This window comes from Halodurantibacterium flavum, assembly GCF_042681825.1.
Lineage (GTDB): Bacteria > Pseudomonadota > Alphaproteobacteria > Rhodobacterales > Rhodobacteraceae > Halodurantibacterium > Halodurantibacterium flavum.
In genome coordinates, this window is record NZ_JBHUGH010000037.1 from 56,014 (window position 1) to 76,950 (window position 20,937).

Annotated in this window: 21 protein-coding genes; 14 read left to right on the plus strand and 7 right to left on the minus strand. The window is 66.2% G+C overall.

From position 1 onward, the window contains the following. The first annotated feature begins 13 nt into the window (after positions 1-13). Positions 14-388, plus strand: coding sequence for a hypothetical protein (locus tag ACFSGJ_RS19165; RefSeq protein WP_390265598.1), 375 nt, complete (start codon positions 14-16; stop codon positions 386-388). Positions 389-538: 150 nt separating this feature from the next. Beyond that, positions 539-1,315 carry a gamma-glutamyl-gamma-aminobutyrate hydrolase family protein gene (locus ACFSGJ_RS19170; protein ID WP_390265600.1) on the plus strand — a complete coding sequence of 259 codons (777 nt, stop codon included), beginning with the start codon at positions 539-541 and terminating at the stop codon, positions 1,313-1,315. Between the two features lie 13 nt (positions 1,316-1,328). Here ACFSGJ_RS19170 and ACFSGJ_RS19175 read toward each other — a convergent pair whose 3' ends face one another. Continuing rightward, positions 1,329-1,949, minus strand: coding sequence for a L,D-transpeptidase (locus tag ACFSGJ_RS19175; protein WP_390265602.1), 621 nt, complete (start codon positions 1,947-1,949; stop codon positions 1,329-1,331). Between the two features lie 77 nt (positions 1,950-2,026). Then, the gene (gene kynU / locus ACFSGJ_RS19180) at positions 2,027-3,220 is read right to left on the minus strand and encodes a kynureninase (protein ID WP_390265604.1); all 1,194 of its coding nucleotides are present in this window, start codon (positions 3,218-3,220) and stop codon (positions 2,027-2,029) included. A 208-nt stretch (positions 3,221-3,428) separates the two neighbouring features. Between kynU and ACFSGJ_RS19185 the strand changes: the two genes are divergently transcribed. From ACFSGJ_RS19185 to ACFSGJ_RS19195, 3 genes are all read left to right on the plus strand, one after another. Further along, positions 3,429-5,000: a Re/Si-specific NAD(P)(+) transhydrogenase subunit alpha gene (locus ACFSGJ_RS19185; RefSeq protein ID WP_390265606.1), complete on the plus strand. Its 1,572-nt coding sequence runs from the start codon at positions 3,429-3,431 to the stop codon at positions 4,998-5,000. Positions 5,001-5,017: 17 nt separating this feature from the next. Then, positions 5,018-6,451 (plus strand): NAD(P)(+) transhydrogenase (Re/Si-specific) subunit beta, encoded by a 1,434-nt coding sequence (locus ACFSGJ_RS19190; protein ID WP_390265608.1) that lies wholly within the window; start codon positions 5,018-5,020, stop codon positions 6,449-6,451. Between the two features lie 109 nt (positions 6,452-6,560). Beyond that, a complete protein-coding gene (locus ACFSGJ_RS19195; RefSeq protein ID WP_390265610.1) occupies positions 6,561-7,844 on the plus strand; it encodes a DUF3422 family protein in 1,284 nt (427 codons plus the stop codon). A gap of 4 nt (positions 7,845-7,848) precedes the next feature. On the opposite strand, the gene ACFSGJ_RS19200 is transcribed toward ACFSGJ_RS19195, so the two are convergent. After that, positions 7,849-8,622, minus strand: a complete 774-nt coding sequence (locus tag ACFSGJ_RS19200) for a hypothetical protein (RefSeq protein ID WP_390265612.1) — start codon at positions 8,620-8,622, stop codon at positions 7,849-7,851. A 132-nt stretch (positions 8,623-8,754) separates the two neighbouring features. Continuing rightward, positions 8,755-10,044: a serine--tRNA ligase gene (serS, locus tag ACFSGJ_RS19205; protein ID WP_390265614.1), complete on the minus strand. Its 1,290-nt coding sequence runs from the start codon at positions 10,042-10,044 to the stop codon at positions 8,755-8,757. A gap of 175 nt (positions 10,045-10,219) precedes the next feature. Here serS and yajC point away from each other — a divergent pair, with 175 nt between their 5' ends. From yajC to ACFSGJ_RS19250, 9 genes are read left to right on the plus strand one after another with little or no spacing between them, the layout of a single operon-like run. Beyond that, positions 10,220-10,549: a preprotein translocase subunit YajC gene (gene yajC / locus ACFSGJ_RS19210; RefSeq protein WP_390265616.1), complete on the plus strand. Its 330-nt coding sequence runs from the start codon at positions 10,220-10,222 to the stop codon at positions 10,547-10,549. A 36-nt stretch (positions 10,550-10,585) separates the two neighbouring features. Then, positions 10,586-12,256 (plus strand): protein translocase subunit SecD, encoded by a 1,671-nt coding sequence (secD, locus tag ACFSGJ_RS19215; protein ID WP_390265618.1) that lies wholly within the window; start codon positions 10,586-10,588, stop codon positions 12,254-12,256. An 11-nt stretch (positions 12,257-12,267) separates the two neighbouring features. Beyond that, positions 12,268-13,239, plus strand: a complete 972-nt coding sequence (secF, locus tag ACFSGJ_RS19220) for a protein translocase subunit SecF (protein ID WP_390265620.1) — start codon at positions 12,268-12,270, stop codon at positions 13,237-13,239. 19 nt (positions 13,240-13,258) lie between these two features. Continuing rightward, positions 13,259-13,615, plus strand: a complete 357-nt coding sequence (locus ACFSGJ_RS19225) for an Mth938-like domain-containing protein (RefSeq protein ID WP_390265622.1) — start codon at positions 13,259-13,261, stop codon at positions 13,613-13,615. Between the two features lie 40 nt (positions 13,616-13,655). Next, on the plus strand, positions 13,656-14,285 hold the full coding sequence (ccmA, locus tag ACFSGJ_RS19230; RefSeq protein ID WP_390265624.1) for a heme ABC exporter ATP-binding protein CcmA: 630 nt from the start codon (positions 13,656-13,658) through the stop codon (positions 14,283-14,285). Further along, positions 14,282-14,938: a heme exporter protein CcmB gene (gene ccmB / locus ACFSGJ_RS19235; RefSeq protein WP_390265626.1), complete on the plus strand. Its 657-nt coding sequence runs from the start codon at positions 14,282-14,284 to the stop codon at positions 14,936-14,938. The genes ccmA and ccmB overlap by 4 nt, the downstream gene beginning before the upstream one ends. 55 nt (positions 14,939-14,993) lie before the next feature. Next, complete coding sequence (locus tag ACFSGJ_RS19240) at positions 14,994-15,722, plus strand: heme ABC transporter permease (protein ID WP_390265628.1); 729 nt, start codon at positions 14,994-14,996, stop codon at positions 15,720-15,722. Beyond that, positions 15,719-15,871 (plus strand): heme exporter protein CcmD, encoded by a 153-nt coding sequence (gene ccmD, locus ACFSGJ_RS19245; protein WP_390265630.1) that lies wholly within the window; start codon positions 15,719-15,721, stop codon positions 15,869-15,871. The genes ACFSGJ_RS19240 and ccmD overlap by 4 nt, the downstream gene beginning before the upstream one ends. 2 nt (positions 15,872-15,873) lie before the next feature. After that, on the plus strand, positions 15,874-16,413 hold the full coding sequence (locus tag ACFSGJ_RS19250) for a DsbE family thiol:disulfide interchange protein (protein WP_390265632.1): 540 nt from the start codon (positions 15,874-15,876) through the stop codon (positions 16,411-16,413). Between the two features lie 27 nt (positions 16,414-16,440). On the opposite strand, the gene ACFSGJ_RS19255 is transcribed toward ACFSGJ_RS19250, so the two are convergent. The 3 genes from ACFSGJ_RS19255 to ACFSGJ_RS19265 all read right to left on the minus strand — a co-directional run bounded on the left by ACFSGJ_RS19255 (position 16,441) and on the right by ACFSGJ_RS19265 (position 20,750). After that, complete coding sequence (locus ACFSGJ_RS19255) at positions 16,441-17,361, minus strand: carbohydrate kinase family protein (RefSeq protein WP_390265633.1); 921 nt, start codon at positions 17,359-17,361, stop codon at positions 16,441-16,443. Positions 17,362-17,473: 112 nt separating this feature from the next. Beyond that, a complete protein-coding gene (locus tag ACFSGJ_RS19260) occupies positions 17,474-19,657 on the minus strand; it encodes a TRAP transporter permease (protein WP_390265635.1) in 2,184 nt (727 codons plus the stop codon). A gap of 118 nt (positions 19,658-19,775) precedes the next feature. Beyond that, the gene (locus ACFSGJ_RS19265; RefSeq protein WP_390265637.1) at positions 19,776-20,750 is read right to left on the minus strand and encodes a TAXI family TRAP transporter solute-binding subunit; all 975 of its coding nucleotides are present in this window, start codon (positions 20,748-20,750) and stop codon (positions 19,776-19,778) included. Between the last annotated feature and the right edge of the window lie 187 nt (positions 20,751-20,937).

A 20,937-nucleotide genomic window follows, 5' to 3' on the forward strand; every position in this document is an offset into this window, starting at 1 on the left:
CAAGGAGACAGACGTGTCGGCACCCGATACCAACCTCAACAAGCAGAAACGGCGGCATATCGTTCCTCTGGTGGGGATGGGCGTGATCGCAGTCATCTTCGTTTTCCTCATCCTCGTCTACTGGCCCGCTGAAGAGGCGGTGGAATCCGACGGCCCGCAGGGCGCCGCGACCCAGATCGATGGCCGGACCGGTGAACCCACCACGACCGAGCCTTTTACCGCCACCTCGCCCGAGATGCAGGGCGACGCGATCGCGCCGCCGCCCGCAACTTCGGAACCCGCACCCCCGGTCGTCGATCCGGCGGCCGACCCGCTGGTCGAGGATCCGCTGGTCCCCGAAGGCACCACGCCGCCCGCTGATGGCCAGCCGAACGCGCCCGCGAACTGACTCGATAGCTACGAATATCGTGGGCGCCTTCTTTTGCCGCTTGGCGCCGAAACCACGGGCGATTTGTAAAACCGTGATGAAAAACGTGCCGCTGCCCCATGGACCGGGGCGGCGGCCATGCTTATTCTGGGTCCAAATCCGGGGGTAAGCATGAACCGGCCCGTCATAGGCATCATATCGAACAGCTTTCTGATAAACGATCAGTACCCGGCCCATGCGGGGGGCACCATGAACACCCAGGCGGTGGCAGAGGTTGCGGGTTGCATCCCGCTCATCATTCCCGCCGATCCGCGCTATGTCTCGGTCAATGAACTGCTTGATGCCTGCGACGGGTTTCTGCTGACCGGCGGGCGCCCGAATGTCCACCCCGAGGAATATGGCGAGCCCCCGACCGAGGCGCATGGTACCTTTGACCGGGCGCGCGACGGGGTGACGCTGCCGCTTGTCCGGGCCTGCGTGGAGAGGGGCCAGCCGTTTTTCGGCATCTGCCGTGGTTTCCAGGAGGTCAACGTGGCCATGGGCGGGACGCTCTATCCCGAAATCCGCGACCTGCCGGGGCGGATGAACCACCGGATGCCCCCTGATGGTACGCTTGAAGAGAAATTCGCGCTGCGCCATTCCGTACGCCTGACGGCTGGCGGGGTCTTTCACCGCCTGCTGGGCGCGGAAGAGGTGATGACCAACACGCTGCACGGGCAGGGGATCAAGACAGCCGGGCGCCGCATCGTGATCGAGGGCAAGGCCCCCGACGGCACGCCCGAGGCGATCCATGTGGAAGGCGCGCCGGGTTTCACGCTGTCGGTTCAGTGGCACCCGGAATGGAACGCCGCGAACGATCCGGTGTCGCGCCCGCTTTTCTCGGCCTTCGGACAGGCGGCGCACGCGTTTGCGCGCAGCCGGCGGCAACCGGGTCGCCTGTCGGCCTGAGGCCTTTGGCCGATCAGACCACGATGACGGTTGCGCCGGCGCGCACCCGGTCGAACAGGTCGACGACATCGTGGTTTATCATCCGGAAACAGCCCGACGAACTGGCCTGACCGATCGACTGCCATTCCGGGGTGCCGTGGATGCGGTAGCCCGTGTCGCGCCCGTCGATGGCGAGGTAGATCGCCCGCGCGCCCAGCGGATTGCGGGGCCCGCCCGGCTGTCCGTCCGCCCAGCGGGCGAGTTCCGGCTGACGGCGGATCATTTCCGGCGGGGGCGTCCAGGTCGGCCAGGACCGGCGCGCAAAGACATCCGTCGCGCCCCGCCAGCCAAAGCCGTCGCGCCCGACCCCGATTCCGTAGCGCAGGGCATAATCGTTCTCCATCAGCAGATAGAGATGCCTTGTGTTCGTATCGACGATCATCGTGCCCGGCGGATGTTCCGACTGCATCGGCACGATCTGGCGGTGAAACGCCTCGGGCACCTGTTCGATGGGCACGGCCGGAATGGTGAACGCGCCGTCGCGGCGGGCGGCGTAGGAAATCGGTTCCAGCACCGGCGGCGGGGGCGGGGGTTCCACGCAGCCCGCGACGGGCAGCGCCATGAGCATGAGGCAGAGGGAACGGCGGTCGATCATCGTCAGATCCAGTGCGGGACAGATGCGTTTCCCTGTCAACGCCTTGGTGGCAGCTTTGGGTTCCGATCCGGTTAAGATCAGGTGACCCGGCGCCTTTCGCGATATTCGAGCCTGTCCCAGAGCCTCTGTTCCATGACCTCAGCCAGAACCGCGACGGCGCGGTCCACGTCACCCGCGTCGATGTAAAGGGGCGTGAAGCCAAAGCGCAGGATATCCGGCGCGCGGAAATCGCCGATCAGACCGCGCGCGATCAGCGCCTGCATGATCGCATAGCCATCGGGATGGCGGAAACTCACCTGGCTGCCCCGCTGCGCATGATCCCGGGGGGTCACGAGCGTAAGGGCGGGGCAGGCGGCCTCGACCCCGGCGATGAAGCGGTCGGTCAGTGCCAGCGAGGCCCGGCGCAGGGCGTCCATGTCCACGCCGTCCCAGATATCCAGCGCGGCCTCCAGCGCCGCCAGTTGCAGGATCGGGGGCGTTCCGACGCGCATCCGCTCAACCCCTGGCGCGGGGCGATAGGCGGGGTCAAAGGCAAAAGGCGCCTCATGCCCCAGCCAGCCGGAAAGGGCGGGGCGCACATGGTCCGCATGGCGCGGCGCGACATAGATGAAGGCCGGGCCGCCGGGGCCGGAATTGAGGTATTTATAGGTGCAGCCGACCGCGAAATCGGCGCCTTCTTCGGCGACGGCAACGGGCAGCGCACCCGCCGAATGGGCAAGATCCCAGATCGCCAGCGCCCCCGCCCGATGGGTGCGCGCCGTCAGGTCGGCCAGATCGTGACGTCGCCCGGTGCGATAATCGACCTCGGTCACCAAGAGCGCGGCCACGCTGTCATCGACGGCATCGGCCAGATCCTCGGGCGCCACGACGCGCAACTCGTGTCCCCGGCCAAGGCTCCGGATCAGCCCCTCGGCCATATAGAGATCCGACGGAAAGTTGCCGCTGTCCGACAGGATCACCGGGCGGTCGGGCCGCATTTCCAGCGCCGAGGCGAGCGCCTGATAGACCTTGATCGACAGCGTGTCGCCCAGCACGACGCTGCCCGGTTCCGCACCGATCAGCCGTCCGATCCGGTCGCCCAGCCGGCGGGGCTGGTCCATCCAGCCCGCCTTGTTCCAGGCGGTGATCAGCATGTCGCCCCATTCCTGCTGCATCATTGCGCCGACCCGCGCGGGTGCCGCCAGCGGCAGCGGGCCCAGCGAATTGCCGTCGAGATAGATCACACCCCCGGGCAGGTGGAACATGGCCTTGGTCGCGGCGAAATCGGTCATCGGGGCCCCCTTTTGCCGATCCGCTTTGACGTGCCATGCCCCCTTTCGTCAAGCCGGTTTCCGGGGCATAAACTGGCGCTGCGACGCGGCGTAACCGGCGCTTGCCGTAAAGGGCACGTCCGGCTTGTGAAACTTTCTTGCGCAATGTTATGTGGGCGGGCAGCAGGGGCAGCAGGACAGGGCTGCGGTTCAGAAGGGGGACAAGGGCTTGAAGATCGGGGCACCGAGGGAACAGTTCGACGGGGAGGCCCGTGTGGCCATGACCCCCGACAGCGCGCTGCAGCTGCAAAAGCTGGGGCATGAGTGTTTTGTCGAGGCGGGCGCAGGGGCAAAGGCCGGCTTTGCCGATACCGCCTATGCAGCGGCGGGCGTCACCGTGCTGCCGGATGCCGCGGCGCTTTACGCGGCGGTGGATATCGTCGCCAAGGTCCGTCCGCCCTCGGAGGCCGAGGTAGACCTGCTGCGGTCCGGGCAGACGCTGATTTCCTTCTTCTATCCGGCGCAGAATGGCGCGCTTCTGGACCGCGCGCGGGACAAGGGCGCGACCGTCATCGCCATGGACATGGTGCCGCGCATCAGCCGGGCGCAAAAGATGGACGCGCTGTCCTCGATGGCGAATATCGCCGGCTACCGCGCGGTGATCGAGGCGGGCAACAACTTTGGCCGCTTCTTCACCGGTCAGGTGACGGCGGCGGGCAAGGTGCCCCCGGCCAAGGTGCTGGTGGTGGGCGCGGGCGTCGCGGGTCTTGCCGCGATCGGCACCGCGACAAGCCTTGGCGCGATCACTTATGCCTTCGACGTGCGCCCGGAGGTGGCAGAACAGATCGAGTCGATGGGCGCGGAATTCGTGTTCCTCGACTTCGAGGACAACCAGGACGGCGCCGCCACCGGCGGTTACGCCGCCCCGTCGAGCCCCGAATTCCGGGAAAAGCAGCTTGAGAAATTCCGCGAGCTTGCCCCCGACATGGACATCGTCATCACCACGGCGCTGATCCCCGGGCGCGATGCGCCGAAGCTCTGGCTGGAAGACATGGTCAAGGCCATGAAGCCGGGCTCTGTCGTCGTCGATCTTGCGGCGGAACGCGGCGGCAACTGCGACCTGACGGTGCCCGACCAGAAGATTGTGAGCGACAATGGCGTCACGATCATCGGCTACACCGATTTCCCCAGCCGGATGGCCGCGCAGTCCTCGACGCTTTATTCCACGAATATCCGGCACATGCTGACGGACCTGACGCCGGCCAAGGACGGCGTCATCAACCACAACATGGAAGATGACGTGATCCGCGGCGCGACCGTGACACATGCCGGCGAGATCACCTTCCCGCCGCCGCCACCCAAGGTCGCGGCCATCGCCGCCGCCAGACCGAAAGAGCGGCCAAAGGAACTGACGCCAGAGGAACGGCGCGCGGCCGAAACCGCTGCCTTCCGCAAGCAGACGGTGAACCAGGTGACACTGCTTGGCGTTGGCGCGGTGCTGCTGCTGGGCCTTGGCCTTGTCGCGCCGGCCAGCTTCATGCAGCATTTCATCGTCTTCGTGTTGGCCGTGTTCGTCGGCTTCCAGGTGATCTGGAACGTCTCGCACAGCCTTCACACGCCGCTGATGTCGGTCACGAACGCAATTTCGTCGATCATCATCCTTGGGGCGCTGATGCAGGTGGGGTCGGGGTCGTTCCTCGTGATCCTGCTTTCGGCGCTGGCGATCTTCATGGCCGGGATCAACATCTTCGGCGGCTTCCTCGTGACACGGCGCATGCTCGCCATGTTCCAGAAATCCTGAAGGGGAAACACAGGGTCATGGATTTTGGATTCACCACGGCCGCCTATGTCGTTGCGGCCATCCTGTTCATCCTCTCGCTGGGCGGGCTTTCGGGACAGGAAAGCGCCAAGCGCGCCGTCTGGTACGGTATCGCCGGCATGGCGCTTGCGGTCATCGCAACGCTGATCGGTCCGGGGTCGGGCCTGTGGCTTTTGTCGCTGATCCTGATCGCCGGCGGCGGCGTCATCGGCTGGACCGTCGCGCAGCGCGTCCAGATGACCGAGATGCCGCAGCTTGTCGCTGCCATGCACTCGCTCGTCGGTCTGGCGGCGGTACTGATCGGCTTCAACACCCATTTCGAACTTGGCCGCGTTCTGGCGATGGACCCGGCGGCGCGCGCCCTTCTGGACGGATTTGCCGGCGTGCTTGCCCATAAATCGCCGGTCGAGGTTTCGATCCTGCGGGTCGAGACCTTCCTCGGCGTCTTCATCGGCGCGGTGACATTCACCGGCTCGGTCGTGGCCTTTGGCAAGCTGGCCGGCAAGGTCGATACCAAAGCCACGAAACTGCCGGGCGGGCATCTCCTGAACGCGGCGGCGGCGGCGATCTCGCTGATCCTGCTGATCGTCTATCTTCAGACCGGCTCGCCCTTTGCGCTGATCGTCATGACGCTGGCCGCGCTCTTCATCGGCTATCACCTGATCATGGGCATCGGCGGGGCGGACATGCCGGTCGTGGTGTCGATGCTGAACAGCTATTCCGGCTGGGCGGCGGCGGCCATCGGCTTTTCGCTTTCGAACGATCTCCTGATCGTGGTGGGGGCGCTGGTCGGTTCGTCGGGTGCGATCCTGTCCTACATCATGTGCAAGGCCATGAACCGCAGCTTTGTCAGCGTGATCGTGGGTGGTTTCGGCGGCACCACCGGCCCCGCGGCGGCGATCGAGGGCGAACAGATCGCCATCGATGCCGATGGCGTGGCGGCGGCGCTGAACGATGCCGACAGCGTGGTGATCGTGCCGGGATACGGGATGGCCGTCGCGCAGGCGCAGCAATCGGTGTCGGAACTCACGCGCAAGCTGCGTGCCAAGGGCAAGAACGTGCGCTTTGCGATCCATCCCGTTGCAGGCCGCCTGCCGGGGCACATGAACGTGCTTCTGGCCGAGGCCAAGGTCCCCTATGACATCGTGCTGGAAATGGATGAGATCAACGAGGATTTTCCGGAAACGGATGTGGCCATCGTCATCGGCTCGAACGACATCGTGAACCCGGCCGCGCAGGAAGACCCGAACAGCCCCATCGCCGGGATGCCGGTGCTGGAGGTCTGGAAGGCCAAGCAGGTCTTCGTGTCGAAACGCGGGCAGGGCACCGGCTATTCCGGGATCGAGAACCCGCTGTTCTACAAGGAAAACACGCGGATGTTCTATGGCGACGCCAAAAAGTCGATCGACGCGCTGCTGCCGATGATCGAGTGACGCGAGGGGCGTTGCAGGAAACACGCCATGCGACAGTATGCAAAGGGGCCGCGTTGAAAAGCGCGGCCCCTTCGCTGATGATGGCGCCGGATCTCTCGCGGGCAGGCCAATGGCACAGATCGACGACCATCCGCTGCGCTATGCGCTGGCGAACGAGCTTCACGCCCGGCCCTTTCCGGCGCTTCGTGCCCCGTGCGAGGCCGTTTTCCTTGCCGTCAAGGAACCGCAGGATGCGGCGGGGCGCGACCGGGCCCGCGACCGGGCGCATCTGACCGACCTGCTGGATCGTCACGCGGCGGCCCATCCCGCACCCGATGCCACGCATTATTTCGGCGATATCGGGCGCCACAGCCTGAAATGGGAAAACCACACCGAATTCGTGACCTACACCGCCTTTGCGCAGGGGCTCTCGCCACGCCCCTTCGACCCGGCGGGTTTTGACGTCTTTCCGGCGGACTGGCTGGCGGCGGCGCCGGGAAGCCGCGTGACCTCGATCCTCATCCGGGTCGATTTCATGCCCGAGGACGAGGCCGGGATCGCCCGTAAGCTTGCGGACTGGTTCGTGCCCGAAAGCCTTGCCGCCGCCCGGGTGATCGACGGCGCTGCGATCATCGCGGCCGATTTCCGGATCGATCCGGCCGGCCACATGCGCATGGCCATCTTTGTGCGCCCCGATTGCGGCGAGCGGCGGGTCGGGCGCATCGTGCAGCGTCTTTGCGAGATCGAGACCTACAAGAGCATGTCGATGCTCGGGCTGGCCCGCGCCCGGGCGCTGGCGCCGCGGATGGGGGCGCTCGATGTGCGGCTCTCGGGGCTTGTCGCGGACATGAGCGGCGACAACCGCAGCGCAGAGGATACGTTGAACGATCTCCTTGCGATCTCGTCCGAGCTTGAGACGCTGCTCGTGCATTCCTCGTTCCGCTTTGGCGCGACGGCGGCCTATGAGGCGCTGGTCAACCAGCGCATCGCTGTCCTGCGCGAGGAACGTCACCGGGGCGGGCAGACATTCGCGGAATTCATGATGCGCCGCTTTGACCCGGCCATGCGAACGGTCAAGGCGGCCGAGGCGCGGCTGAACCTGCTGGCGGAACGGGCCGTGCGCGCGGCCGAACTGCTCCGGACCCGCGTCGATGTGGAGCGTTCCGCCCAGAACCAGAAGGTGCTGGCCAGCATGGACCGGCGGGCGGATCTGCAACTCCGGCTTCAGCACACGGTCGAGGGGCTGTCGGTGGTCGCGATCAGCTATTACGCGCTGGGGATCGCCGGCTACCTGATCTATCCGCTGACCGTCGCGCTGGGGATCGCCAAAGAGGTGACGATCGCGGCGCTGGTGCCGCCCGTCGTTCTGGGCGTGTGGCTGGGCCTGCGCCATGTGCGCCGGCGGCTGCATTAGGCCCTTATCGCTCGGGTCCCCATCTCTCGGTGCGCAGGTTCCCGAGGCGCAGCAGGATCACGCCCATGACAAGGATGCCCACCGCAGCGAGCGCCGCGATGGCGGGCGCGCGGGACCAGTTCGCGGCGACCAGTCCGGCCAGCGCCCAGATCACCGTCAGCCCGTATTCCGGCGCGCGCCCCAGCCAAAGCTGAAAGATCGCGGCAAAGGCGATCGCCAACGGCAGCGCGACCAGTGCCGCCGTGACCGGCCCCAGCACGCCCCAGCCGCCCAGCAGAAGCCCTATCGACACCCAGCTTGCCGCCGTCAGCCACCCGGTATAAAGCCCGATCGGCACGCGCCCAAGCCAGCGGTTCGCGGCAGGGGCGGGGCTCGCGCCCGCATCGGTGACCAGATGGCGCCCCGGTGACAGCACAAGTGCTGCCAGCGCGCTGACCAGCATCACCCAGATCAGAACCGTGGCGATGATCGGGCTGACATTCGCGACCGCGAGCCACAGGCTGCCCACCCCGAGGCTAAGGATCAGGGGCCAGCGCAGATCGTCCCAGGCCGGGTCGTCCCGGTGCCGCCACAGCCCGTAGGCCGCATGGGACACCAGCAACAGGTAGATCGGCCCCCAGATCGCAAAGGCCCACCCTGCAGGCTGCACCGGCGGGTCAAGCTGCGGCACCGGGAACCGGTCGGGGTCGAACCCGTCAAAGCCAGGCGAAAGGGCAGGTGCCGCCGCAAAGGCAAGCGCCGCAAGAACGAGGAAGATGGCCTTGGCACGATGCTTCATCCCGGAAGGACGCCCCAGCCCCGCAGCTTGTTCCCTCCCATGTCGCCTGCGCCCTGCGCCGCGCAGCGGCGCCCGGCCCAACGGGATGAACGGCGCGCCCGCGCCGTGAAGACGGGCGGGAGGGCACGTTCCCTATTCCAGCACGCCTTGGGCCGTGATCCGGGTCTTGCCGCCCATCCACGGATGCAGCGCCTGCGGCAGATGCACCGAGCCGTCCGCCTGCTGCCCGTTCTCCAGGACCGCGATCAGGCAGCGCCCCACCGCCAGCCCCGACCCGTTCAGCGTATGGACGAATTCGGGCTTGCCGCCTGCGGGGCGATAGCGCGCGTTCATGCGGCGCGCCTGGAAATCGCCGCAGACCGAGACCGAGGAAATCTCGCGGTAGCAGTTCTGCCCGGGCAGCCAGACCTCGATGTCGTGGGTCTTTTGCGCGCCGAACCCCATGTCGCCGGTGCAAAGGACGACCGTGCGATAGGGCAGGCCAAGCCGTTCGAGCACCGTCTCGGCGCAGCGGGTCATGCGCTCATGTTCCTCAAGGCTCGTCTCCGGGGTGGTGATGCTCACCATCTCCACCTTCTCGAACTGGTGCTGGCGCAGCATCCCGGCCGTGTCCTTGCCAGCCGACCCCGCCTCGGACCGGAAGCAGAGCGTGTGCGCCGTCATCCGGATCGGCAGGGCGCCCTCATCAAGAATGTCGCCGGCGACCGTATTGGTCAGCGTCACCTCCGACGTCGGGATCAGCCACCAGCCATTGGTGGTCTGATAGCTGTCCTCGGCGAATTTCGGCAGCTGGTTCGTGCCATACATCGCCTCGTCCCGCACAAGAACCGGCGTCATCGTCTCGGTCAGGCCATGTTCGGTCGTGTGCAGGTCCAGCATGAACTGCGCCAGCGCCCGGTGCAGCCGCGCCATCGCGCCGCGCAGCAGCACGAACCGACTGCCCGACAGCTTGGCGGCCGTCTCGAAATCCATCCCCGGTCTGGCGGCGGGCAGGTCGTAATGCTCGCGCGGGGCAAAGTCGAAATCGCGCGGGGTGCCCCAGCGGCGCAGTTCGACATTGTCGGTCTCATCCGCTCCCTCGGGCACCTCGGCCAGGGGCAGGTTGGGGATGGTCAGCAACAGGTCGCGCAGTTCTGCATCGCGTGCCTTTGCCTCTTCCTCCAGCCGGGCAAGCTCGCCCTTCTTCTCGGCGACCAGCGCCCGCAGCCGCTCGAATTCGGCGTCGTCGCCGCGGGCCTTGGCGGCGCCGACCTCTTTGGACGCGGCATTCTGTTCCGCCTTGGCGGTTTCGGCGGCAAGGATCGTGGCGCGCCGTGCCTCATCCAGCGCCAGCACCTGCGGCGACAGTGCCGATAGCCCGCGACGACCGAGTGCCGCGTCGAACGCCGCTGGATTGTCCCGGATGATGCGGATGTCGTGCATGTGACCAGCCCTTGATTGATGGTGCGGAATTCGATCCTCATATGCCCCATGCGAACGGGTATTTGAACCGGGAAAACGCCGCATCCGGCTTTGCTTGCCAAGGCTGACCCTCAAAGATAGGGTGCGCGCCAGTCAAAAAGGCGGGGCAGCCCGCGTCACAGCCGAGAGGACCAAGATGTTCGTCACACCCGCCTATGCCCAGGCCGCCGGCGGCGGCGCCGCCGCTTTCACCAGCTTCGTGCCGCTGATCCTGATCTTTGCGATCATGTATTTCCTGCTGATCCGTCCGCAGCAGAAAAAACTGAAGGAACATCGCGCGATGGTCGAGGCCGTGCGCCGGGGCGATGAGGTCGTGACCTCGGGCGGGCTGATCGGCAAGGTCACCAAGGTCAAGGACAACGGTGAGCTTGAGGTCGAGATCGCCGATGGCGTCCGGGTCCGCGTGCTGCGTCACACCATCTCGCAGGTCGTGTCGAAGACCGAGCCTGCCGCCACCACGGGCTGAGGCCCGTCCTGAACTCTCGCTGCGAGGCGTCTGTTAATGCTGAACATTCCTGTCTGGAAACGGGTTCTGATCTGGGGCGTCTGTGCCTTGGGCCTGTTGATGGCCATGCCGAACCTCTTTTACAACCGGGTCGAACAGCATAACGACGCCGTTGCCGCGATCGAGGCGCAGGGCGGCGAGGCGACGCCGGATCAGGCCGCCGCGCGCGGGCTCTGGCCGTCCTTCCTGCCGTCGAACCTCGTCAATCTGGGGCTCGACCTGCGGGGCGGCGCGCATCTTCTGGCCGAGGTTCAGGTCGCCGATGTCTATGCCGGCCGTGTCGACGGGCTCTGGCCCGATGTCCGCGACGGGCTGCGGGAGGAACGTGCGACCGTCGGAAACATCCGCCGGGTGGACTCGCCCCGGGGCGAATTGCGGGTGCAGATATCGAACCCGCAGGGCATGGGCCGGGCGCTGGAAATCGTCCGCGGGCTGGCGCAGCCGGTCGCCGGGCTGACGGGTTTCGGGTCTTCGGACCTGGAGGTGCGGGCCGTCACCGAAGATGAATTCGTCGTCAGCCTTTCCTCGGCGGAACGGCAGGCGACGGATGAACGCACGATCCAGCAATCGCTCGAAATCATCCGCCGCCGCGTCGATGAGGTGGGCACCCGCGAACCGACGATCCAGCGCCAGGGTGAGGACCGGATCCTGATCCAGGTGCCGGGGCTTGGGTCGGCGGCGGAACTGAAGGACCTGATCGGCACGACCGCGCGGCTGACCTTCCATCCCGTCGTGGGCACCGCCGAAAGCGCGGGCGCCGATCCGGGGCCGCGGAATGCGATCTACCCGTCGCTCGACACGCCGGGTCTTTACTACATCGTTCAGCAGAACCCCGTGGTCACGGGTGAGGATCTGGTCGATGCGCAGCCCGCATTCGACCAGAACGGGCGCCCGGCGGTGAACTTCCGATTCAACGCCTCGGGCGGGCGGCGGTTCGGCGACTTCACCGCCCAGAACATCGGCGCGCCCTTTGCCATCGTCCTGGACGAAGAGGTGATCTCGGCCCCCGTGATCCAGAGCCACATCCCGGGCGGGTCCGGCATCATCACCGGCCGCTTCAGCGTTGAGGAAAGCACCCAGCTTGCCGTCCTGCTGCGGGCGGGCGCCCTGCCGGCCGAGATGACGTTCCTTGAGGAACGCACCATCGGCCCCGAACTGGGGCAGGACAGCATCGAGGCCGGCCGTATTGCTTCGCTCATCGCGATGGGGGCGGTCCTCTTTTTCATGATCGCTAGCTATGGCTGGTTCGGTGTGATCGCCAACCTGGCCCTGCTGATCAACGTCGGCATGATGTTCGGCCTTCTGTCGCTCATCGGCGCGACCCTGACCCTGCCGGGTATCGCGGGCATCGTGCTGACCATCGGCATGGCGGTCGATGCGACGGTGCTGATCTTTGAACGTATCCGGGAGGAGTTGCGCGGCGGCAAGGGCCCGAGCCGGGCCATCGAGCTTGGCTATGAAAAGGCGCTGTCCGCGATCCTCGATTCCAACGTCACGACCTTCATCACGGCCGTGATCCTCTTTGCCATCGGGTCCGGCCCGGTGCGGGGGTTCGCGGTCACGCTGGGCCTTGGCATCCTTACATCGGTCTTCACCGCGATCTTCGTGACGCGGCTGATCATCGTGACCTGGTATGAGCGCCGTCGCCCCAAGATGATTACGGTATAGGGAAAGTCACCATGCGTCGTCTCAAACTCGTTCCCGACAATACCGACTGGAAATTCTTCAAGTACTGGCGGATCACCTTCGGCATTTCCGGGGCGGCCATCGTCCTCTCGATCGTCGCGTTCCTGACCATGGGGCTGAACTTCGGCATCGACTTTCGCGGTGGCACGACGATCCGGACGGAGTCGGTCCAGCCGGTCGATATCGCCGCCTATCGCGGGGCAATGGCGGATCTCGGCCTTGGCGACGTGACGATCACCGAGGTGTTCGACCCGACCTATGGCCCCGACCGCAACGTGGCGATGGTCCGCATACAGGCGCAGGACGGCGAGGAAAGCGTCTCGCCGCAGATGATCGCGGCGGTCGAGGCGGCGTTGCAGACCGTCGATCCCTCGATCACCTTCCCGTCGGTCGAATCCGTCGGGCCCAAGGTTTCGGGCGAACTGGTGCAGACCGCGATCCTTGCGGTCGTTCTGGCGAATGCCGCAGTGCTTTTCTACATCTGGCTCCGGTTCGAATGGCAGTTCGCGGTGGGTGCGGTGGCGGCGCTGGTCCATGACGTGATCCTGACCATCGGCATCTTTTCGGTGCTTCAGATCCGGTTCGATCTGGCGATCATCGCGGCGCTCTTGACCATCGTCGGCTATTCGCTGAACGACACGGTCATCATCTTCGACCGCGTGCGCGAGAACCTCGTGAAGTTCAAGAAGCGTCCCTTGCAGGAGCTCCTTGACCTTTCGATCAACGAGACCATGTCGCGGACGGTGATGACCTCGGGCACGACGCTGATCGCGCTCATCTCGCTCTTTGTGCTGGGCGGCGACGTGATCCGGGGCTTTGTCTTCGCGATGATCTGGGGTGTCGTGGTCGGAACCTATTCGACGATCTTCGTCGCCTCGGTCGTGCTGCTGCGGCTGGGGGTGAAACGCGACTGGTCCAAGCCCGAGACCGAGGCTGCGGGCACCCAGTTCAAGACCGGCGCCTGAGCGACGAGGGAGACGGGACATGCGGCTGAACGAGATCGACTTTCGCAACGCCCTGCCCGTGACCGGCTATGGGCCGGGGTTCTTTCGCGTGGGCGATACGGTCTGGCAGGGGCCGGTCCTTCTGACCTGGGGGTCGGTCGCGGGATGGGGCGGCTATGCCGATCCGGCGCCGTTGCTGGCGCTGGCGGGGCAGGCGGATGTGCTCTTTATCGGCACCGGCCCCGATATCGCCCATCTGCCCCCCGATCTGCGGGCAGCACTCGATGAGGCCGACCTGCCCTATGAGGTGATGGCCAGCGCCGCCGCCGCACGCAGCTACAATGTACTCCTGTCCGAGGGGCGGCGTATTGCCGCCGCGCTCCTTCCGGCCGCATAAGCCGCTTTCCGCCTCTGCGCCCTTGGGCTAAGCGGGTGGGATGGAGATGATCGTATCCGACCTTGCCTGCGCCCGTGGTGGCGTTCCCGTGCTGGAAGGCGTGGGGTTTCGCCTTGGCGCGGGGCAGGCGGTGATATTGCGCGGGCCGAACGGGATCGGCAAGACGACGCTTTTGCGGACGCTGGCCGGGCTTCAGCCCGCGCTTCGCGGCGACATCTCGGTCCCGGCCGAAACGATCGCCTATGCGTCCCATGCCGACGGGTTGAAGGCCACGCTGAGCGCGCGGGAAAACCTGGCCTTCTGGGCCGCCGTCTATGGTGGCGCCGATGTCGACGCCGCGCTGGGGGCCATGAATCTTTCGGCGCTGGCCGACCGTCAGGCACAGAACCTTTCGGCCGGCCAGAAACGGCGGCTGGGGCTGGCGCGGCTTCTGGTGACGGGGCGCGCGATCTGGATGCTGGACGAGCCGACCGTGTCGCTCGATGCGGCTTCGGTCGCGCTGTTCGCTGGCGTCGTGCGGGGGCATCTGGCGCGGGGCGGCGCGGCATTGATCGCCACCCATATCGACCTGGGCCTGCCCGAGGCGGAGGTGCTGGAGCTTTCCCCCTTCCGCGCCCGTCCACGGGCCGAGGGCGGGATCGGCGGCGCCTTTGACGAGGCTTTCGTATGATCGCCCTGCTGCTGCGCGACCTGCGGCTGGCGATCCGCGCGGGTGGCGGGTTCGGCCTTGGCCTTGCGTTTTTCCTGATCGTCACCGTGCTGGTGCCCCTTGGTGTCGGGCCTGAGGGCGGGATGCTGTCGCGGATCGCGCCCGGCATCCTCTGGGTGGGCGCGCTGCTGGCCTGTCTTTTGTCGCTCGACCGGATCTTTGCGCTGGATCATGAGGACGGCTCGCTCGATCTTCTCGCCACGGCGCCCTTGCCGCTGGAGGCGGTCGTGACGATGAAGGCCGCCGCACACTGGATCACGACGGGCCTGCCGCTGGTTCTGGCGGCGCCGGTGCTCGGGCTGCTTCTGAACCTGCCATGGCCAGGCTATCCTTGGCTTCTGGTCTCGCTTGGCGTCGGCACACCCGCCCTTTCGGTGATCGGGACCTTTGGCGCGGCGCTGACGGTGGGCTTGCGGCGCGGCGGGCTATTGCTGTCGCTGCTGGTGCTGCCGCTTTACGTTCCCACCCTGATCTTCGGCGCCGAAACCCTGCGCCGGGGCGCCGAGGGTCTGTCGGTCGCCACCCCGCTTCTGATGCTGGGCGGCATCACGGCGGGGGCGGTCGCACTTTTGCCCTTTGCCTCGGCTGCGGCAATCCGCGTCAATCTGCGTTGAGCGTTTCACATGCTATTCAGTTGAGTGCTGGATGGTCAGACTTTAAGTAGGCATCATGTCGATCTGGGAATACGCAAACCCGAAGAAATTCATGGAAACGTCGGCGACAGCGCTGCCATGGATCACCGGTCTGGCCGGGCTGACCCTGATCGTCGGGCTGGTCTGGGGCTTTTTCTTTACGCCCGACGATTACCGCCAGGGATCGACGGTCAAGATCATCTACCTGCATGTGCCCGCCGCGATGATGGCGATCAATGCCTGGATCATGATGCTGGTCGCCTCGCTGATCTGGCTGATCCGGCGCCATCACGTCTCGGCGCTCGCGGCCCGCGCGGCGGCCCCTGTGGGGATCACGATGACGCTGATCGCGCTCTTCACCGGCGCGATCTGGGGGCAGCCCATGTGGGGCACCTGGTGGGCCTGGGATCCGCGGCTGACCTCGTTCCTGATCCTCTTTCTCTTCTATCTCGGCTACATGGCCCTGTGGGAGGCGATCGAGGACCCGGACACCGCCGCCGACCTGACCAGCGTGCTTTGTCTCGTGGGGTCGGTCTTTGCGCTTCTGTCCCGTTACGCGGTGAACTTCTGGAACCAGGGGCTGCATCAGGGCGCCTCGCTTTCGGTCGCGCCGGGGGAACGGATGCACCTTGTGTTCCGGATGCCGCTTTATGTGTCGATGGCGGGCTTTGCGCTGCTCTTTGTGACGCTGGTGCTGCTGCGGACCCGCACGGAAATCCGGGCGCGGCGGATCAAGGCGCTTCTGGCGCGGGAAAGGATGGGATGATGCCCGATCTTGGTCGTTATGCGCTTGAGGTCGCGTTGGCCTATGGCGTGTCGCTCGCGCTTCTGGGCGCGCTGATTGCAGGGACGCTCTGGCGGGGGGCGCGGGTACGCCGCGCGTTGGCAGAGGTCGAGAAAAGGCAGGAACGTTAGGAATGGCAAAGGTTTCACCCCTGATGCTGGTGCCGCCGGTACTGTTCGCCGGGTTGGCCGCGCTTTTCTACTTCGGGATGCAGCGGGAAAACCCGGATGAGCTGCCTTCGGCGCGCGAAGGCAGCATCGCGCCCGCCGTGGCCCTTGCGCCGCTGGGCGACGGCCCCGCGTTCGAGGATGCCGACTTGCGCGGGGGCGGGGTAAAGCTGGTCAATTACTGGGCAAGCTGGTGCGCCCCCTGCCGGGCGGAGCATCCTTTGCTGGAGGAACTGGCCGCCGAGGGTATCCCGATCTACGGCATCAACTACAAGGACAGGCCGGAGAACGCGCTCGGCTTTCTGGATGAGCTCGGCAACCCCTATGCGGCACTTGGCGCGGATGAGGGGCGCACGGCGCTGGAATGGGGCCTTTACGGCGTGCCCGAGACCTATGTGCTGGATGGCGAGGGGCGGATCGTCCTGCGTCTGGCCGGCCCCATCACCGCCCGGATCATGGAGGACACGATCCGGCCGGCACTGGCCCGGGCGGCCGGCGAAGGGTAACGCCGGCCTTCCCTCTTACCTTCACCCTCAGGCCAGTTCGGACGCCCAGGGCGGGTTGGCCCCGGCGCGCGACACCGTGACAGCCGCCGCGCGGGCGCCGAGGTCAAGCGCGTGGCGCAGGGTTTCGGCGTTGATCTGCGCGATGCCCTCCTTGCCCAGCAGTCCCGCACCGTTCAGCGCCGCAAGGAAACCTGCGTTGAACGTGTCGCCGGCGCCGACCGTATCCACCACCTCGACCCGCTGGCCGGGGACCGATACGGCCTCGCCCGCCCAATGGGCGGTCGCGCCGCGCGCGCCTTCCGTTATTACAACGACCTTGGGCCCCCTGGCGATCAGACCCTGCGCCAGCATCGCCGCATCGCCGTTCCCGCAGAGCCAGTGCAGGTCTTCGTCGGAAAGCTTGACGATATCGGCAAGGGCGATCATCCGGTCGATCCGCGCGCGATAGGCGGGCTCATCCTGGACAAAGCCGGGGCGGATGTTGGGATCGAGCATCGTCACGCGGCCCGAGGCGCGGGTCATCATCGCCTCGAACGCGCTGCCGCAGGGTTCGGAGACCAGGCTGATCCCGCCAAAAAACAGCGCCTGCACGCTGTCGGGCAGGGGCGGCAGCGCATCCGGTGTCAGGCTGCGCAGCGCCGTGTTTTCATCGTAGAACGCATAGCGCGCCTGACCGTCGACCAGTTGCACGAAGGCGAGCGTGCAAGGCGCCGCGGGGCGGGGGCAGAGGCTGATATCGACGCCCGAGGCGGCGAGCGCGTCGGCAAGCATGGTGCCAAAGAGGTCGTCCGACAATCCGCACCAGAAACTGACCGGCGCACCCAGCCGCCCCAGCGCAATTGCCGTGTTGAAGACCGCACCGCCGGGATAGGGGGCAAAGGCGGGTTCGTCCGCCGTGGTGCGGCGGGGCAGCATGTCGATAAGGGCTTCGCCGCAGCAGAGGATCATCGGTCGCTCCTGTCACTCGTCCAGCGGCAGATAAAAGGGTTGCGGGGAAGGGTTCAAGCAAAAGAAAAGGGCCGCCCCGAAGGGCGGCCCCTGTCGTTGTGGCTGGCGTCGATCAGTCCGCGCCCTTGGCGAGCGTCTTGGTCCCCACGATGTTGCGCTGAACCACAAAGACGATGACCGCTGCGGCAAGGCCGATGGCGTCGGTCAGCCAGCTTCCCTCGATCATCGAGAGCGCCGCGACCAGCAGGACGATCCGCAGGATCGGGTTCAGGCTGCCGAAGAACCAGCCCTGCACCGCCGCCGACAGAAGCATCACGCCAAAGCTCGCGCTGACGAAGACATGCAGGATGTCGATCCATTCGCCCTGCATCAGCAGTTCGTGCGAGCTGAAGAACATGAACGGCACGATGAAGGCGGCAAGGCCCAGCTTGAACGCCTCGACCGAGGTGCGCATCGGTTCCGACCCGGAGATCGCGGCCCCCGCATAGGCGGCCAGCGCCACCGGCGGGGTGATCGCCGACATCACAGCGTAGTAGAACACGAAGAAATGCGCGACCAGCACCGGGATGCCAAGCTGCACGAGCCCCGGCGCCACCACCGCTGCGGCAACCGCATAGGCGGCCGTCGTCGGCATCCCCATCCCGAGGATGATCGAGATGCACATCGCGAAGAAGAGCGCGAGCACCTGGCTCTGGTCCGCGAGGCCGAGAAGCAGCGAGGAAAAGCGCGCGCCCACGCCGGTCAGCGCGATGACGCCCACGATGATGCCCGCCGCCGCACAGACCGCGACAAGCTGGATCGACATCTTGGCCGCCAGATCGAGCGCCCGGTAGATGGCCGTTGGCCCCATGCGATAGGGCGTGAGCCAGGACACCACCGCCGCCGAGGCCATGGCGAGCGTGCCCGCCCGGATCACCGTGTAGCCGGAAAAGAGCGTGTAGATCAGGATGATGATCGGCAGGAACAGGTAGACCTGACGCACCAGCACCGCGAACTTGGGCAGTTCGTCCTTGCGCATCCCCTTCATGTCGAGCTTCCGCGCCTGGAAATCGACCATGAAATAGACCGAGATGAAGTAGAGCACGGCCGGGATCACGGCGGCGACCACGATCTCGGTATAGGGAATGCCCGTCACCTCGGCCATGATGAAGGCGCCGGCGCCCATGATCGGCGGCAGGATCTGCCCGCCCGAGGATGCCGTGGCCTCGATCCCCGCCGCGCTGCGCGCCGGATAGCCCACCTTTTTCATCAGCGGAATGGTCAGCGAGCCGGTGGACACGACGTTGCCCGCCGAGGTGCCGTTGATCATCCCCATGAGGCCCGAGGCAAAGATCGCGACCTTTGCCGGGCCGCCCCGCGCGCGCCCTGCGGCGGCAAAGGCGAAGTTGACGAAATAGTCGCCCACCCGGCTGGCCTGAAGGAAGGCCGCGAAGGTGATGAAGAGGATGATATAGGTCGATGACACCGCCACCGGCGCGCCAAGGATGCCCTGATCGGTGAAGATATAGGTGAAGAAGCGCGTCGGCGAATAGCCGCGGTGGTTGAGAAAGCCGGGCAGGTAGGGGCCGAAGAACGAATAGCCGATGAAGACGGCCGCGATCACCACAAGCGCCAGCCCCGCCACTCGCCGGGTGAGTTCAAGGATCAGGAGAACGCCCGCGACGGCGGCGTAGAAATCGGCCGGTTGCGCCATGCCCGTGCCGGCACGAAGCCGGATCGGCCCGACGTTGAACAGGATATACCCGGTCATCGCGACTGTCGCGATCCCAAGCAGCCAGTCCGTGGGCTGGACGCCGGTGCGGTCGTTCCCGCCCCAGACCCAACCCGCGACGATGGCGGCAACGATCCCGATCACCAGCGGCAGGCCGTAGGTGGTAAAGACGAAGTCCGCCGGGCGCGAGATGCCCGCGAACCAGTAGCCGAGCCAGGCCCAGCCGATCAGCGCCGCGCCATAGCCGATGCCCGCGATCGCGACCGCCAGAAATGCCCATTCGCCGATGCCACGGGCGGGCGCGGGCTCACCTGCTGCGCGCGGTTTCAGCGTCAGGGCCGAGTAGGTCAGAAACCCGATGAAAAGCCCCCCCGCGATATGGAGCATCCGGTAGGTCCAGGTCTCCAGCGGATAGAGGTTCATCACGGCGATGTGGAAAAGTGTATAGACCACGCAGATCAGCGCCACGAGCTGCCTGAGCAGCCCGCCAAGGTCGCGCTGGTTGGAGGCCAGAGCTTCCTCGTCAACGCCCTGCGCGATCATCGGCCCGGCATCCACGGCGGGGCTCGTCTGCGGCTGGGACATGGTCTTCTCCCTGATGCGGCGGCCTTTGGTGGCGCGCATATGTCTGGAAACGGGGGAAGGGGCAGCACGGGCTGCCCCTCGGGTCGCCCGCGCCGTCAAGGGCGCGGGCAGGCGGCGATCAGCCGCGCAGGTCTTCCGGAATTTCCACGCCCGCTTCGTCAAAGTAGCGGACGGCGCCCGGGTGGTAGGGCAGGAAGGTGTTCTTGTCGACGTTCTCGGCGGTGGTTTCGGCCGCCGTCGCATGGATCTGCAGCATGCGCGGGTTGTTTTCCATCACCAGCTTGGTGATTTCATAGGCCAGCGTTTCCGGCATGTCCGCGTTCACGACCGCAAAGTTCCACAGCGCGACCGTGCCGCTTTCATCCGGGAAGCCCTGATAGAGACCGCCGGGCACATCGAAGGCCGCCAGTTCCGGCATCGCCTCGAGCACTTGCGCCCGCTCTTCTTCGCTGAAGCCGAAGATGTTGACCTGCGTTTCGGCCGCGATCTGTGCAAAGGCGGAAATCGGCACGCCGGCGGCAAAGGCAAAGGCGTCGATCAGACCGTCCTGAACCTGACCCACCGCGTCGCTGGCACCGGAGTAGCTGATATTGGCCGAAACGCCCAGTTCCTCGAAAAAGCGCGGCCAGTAGGTCGCGGCGGTGCCGCCGGCCGGACCGACCGAGACGCGGCGGCCGTTCATGTCGGCGACCGAGGCAATCCCCGAGGATTGCAACGCCACAACCTGGAACGGCGTCTGATACATCGGGAAGAGCGCGCGGAGGTTTTCATGCTCCAGCCCCGGCGCAAGCTCGCTGTTGCCGGTCCAGGCGTCATAGGCCGGGCCCATGGTCACCAGGCCGATCTGGTGGTCGCCGGTTTCCACCAGCGTCGCGTTCTGCACCGGGCCGCCGGTCACCTCGGCCGAGGCGTTGACGCCCAGGGCTTCAGTGATCAGACCGCCGAGGCCCGTGCCATAGATGAAGTAGGTGCCGCCCTGGCTTGCCGTGCCGATGGTCAGGCTTGACGGCCAGCCGTCACGATCCTGGGCGACCGCTGCGCCGGACAGCGCAATGGAGGCCGCGGCAGCGGCGGCAAAAGTCGTAAAACGCATGATGTTCCTCCCGAACGGGTTATAGCGATCAGGCTTCCCGCACGCGGACCTCCTCCGGTGCCGGATGCGCGATCAGAAACGCGCTGAGGGGCCGGTCTGGCAATGGGCTTGGTGGGGGCAGCTTTATCTTTTCGTCACTCACGCCGGCGCGATGGGTGGAAAAGGTGACATCGGGGCCGATGCGTGG

What these genes read in the sequence shown, in the direction of transcription:
- ACFSGJ_RS19200 (WP_390265612.1), bottom strand. Translation starts at nt 8,622, where the DNA reads ATGAAGCATCGTGCCAAGGCCATCTTCCTCGTTCTTGCGGCGCTTGCC.
- ACFSGJ_RS19250 (WP_390265632.1), top strand. Translation starts at nt 15,874, where the DNA reads ATGGCAAAGGTTTCACCCCTGATGCTGGTGCCGCCGGTACTGTTCGCC.
- ccmA (WP_390265624.1), top strand. Translation starts at nt 13,656, where the DNA reads ATGGAGATGATCGTATCCGACCTTGCCTGCGCCCGTGGTGGCGTTCCC.
- ACFSGJ_RS19170 (WP_390265600.1), top strand. Translation starts at nt 539, where the DNA reads ATGAACCGGCCCGTCATAGGCATCATATCGAACAGCTTTCTGATAAAC.
- ACFSGJ_RS19225 (WP_390265622.1), top strand. Translation starts at nt 13,259, where the DNA reads ATGCGGCTGAACGAGATCGACTTTCGCAACGCCCTGCCCGTGACCGGC.
- ACFSGJ_RS19195 (WP_390265610.1), top strand. Translation starts at nt 6,561, where the DNA reads ATGGCACAGATCGACGACCATCCGCTGCGCTATGCGCTGGCGAACGAG.
- ccmB (WP_390265626.1), top strand. Translation starts at nt 14,282, where the DNA reads ATGATCGCCCTGCTGCTGCGCGACCTGCGGCTGGCGATCCGCGCGGGT.
- ACFSGJ_RS19240 (WP_390265628.1), top strand. Translation starts at nt 14,994, where the DNA reads ATGTCGATCTGGGAATACGCAAACCCGAAGAAATTCATGGAAACGTCG.
- ACFSGJ_RS19175 (WP_390265602.1), bottom strand. Translation starts at nt 1,949, where the DNA reads ATGATCGACCGCCGTTCCCTCTGCCTCATGCTCATGGCGCTGCCCGTC.
- ACFSGJ_RS19260 (WP_390265635.1), bottom strand. Translation starts at nt 19,657, where the DNA reads ATGTCCCAGCCGCAGACGAGCCCCGCCGTGGATGCCGGGCCGATGATC.
- ACFSGJ_RS19190 (WP_390265608.1), top strand. Translation starts at nt 5,018, where the DNA reads ATGGATTTTGGATTCACCACGGCCGCCTATGTCGTTGCGGCCATCCTG.
- ACFSGJ_RS19265 (WP_390265637.1), bottom strand. Translation starts at nt 20,750, where the DNA reads ATGCGTTTTACGACTTTTGCCGCCGCTGCCGCGGCCTCCATTGCGCTG.
- yajC (WP_390265616.1), top strand. Translation starts at nt 10,220, where the DNA reads ATGTTCGTCACACCCGCCTATGCCCAGGCCGCCGGCGGCGGCGCCGCC.
- secF (WP_390265620.1), top strand. Translation starts at nt 12,268, where the DNA reads ATGCGTCGTCTCAAACTCGTTCCCGACAATACCGACTGGAAATTCTTC.
- serS (WP_390265614.1), bottom strand. Translation starts at nt 10,044, where the DNA reads ATGCACGACATCCGCATCATCCGGGACAATCCAGCGGCGTTCGACGCG.
- secD (WP_390265618.1), top strand. Translation starts at nt 10,586, where the DNA reads ATGCTGAACATTCCTGTCTGGAAACGGGTTCTGATCTGGGGCGTCTGT.
- kynU (WP_390265604.1), bottom strand. Translation starts at nt 3,220, where the DNA reads ATGACCGATTTCGCCGCGACCAAGGCCATGTTCCACCTGCCCGGGGGT.
- ccmD (WP_390265630.1), top strand. Translation starts at nt 15,719, where the DNA reads ATGATGCCCGATCTTGGTCGTTATGCGCTTGAGGTCGCGTTGGCCTAT.
- ACFSGJ_RS19255 (WP_390265633.1), bottom strand. Translation starts at nt 17,361, where the DNA reads ATGATCCTCTGCTGCGGCGAAGCCCTTATCGACATGCTGCCCCGCCGC.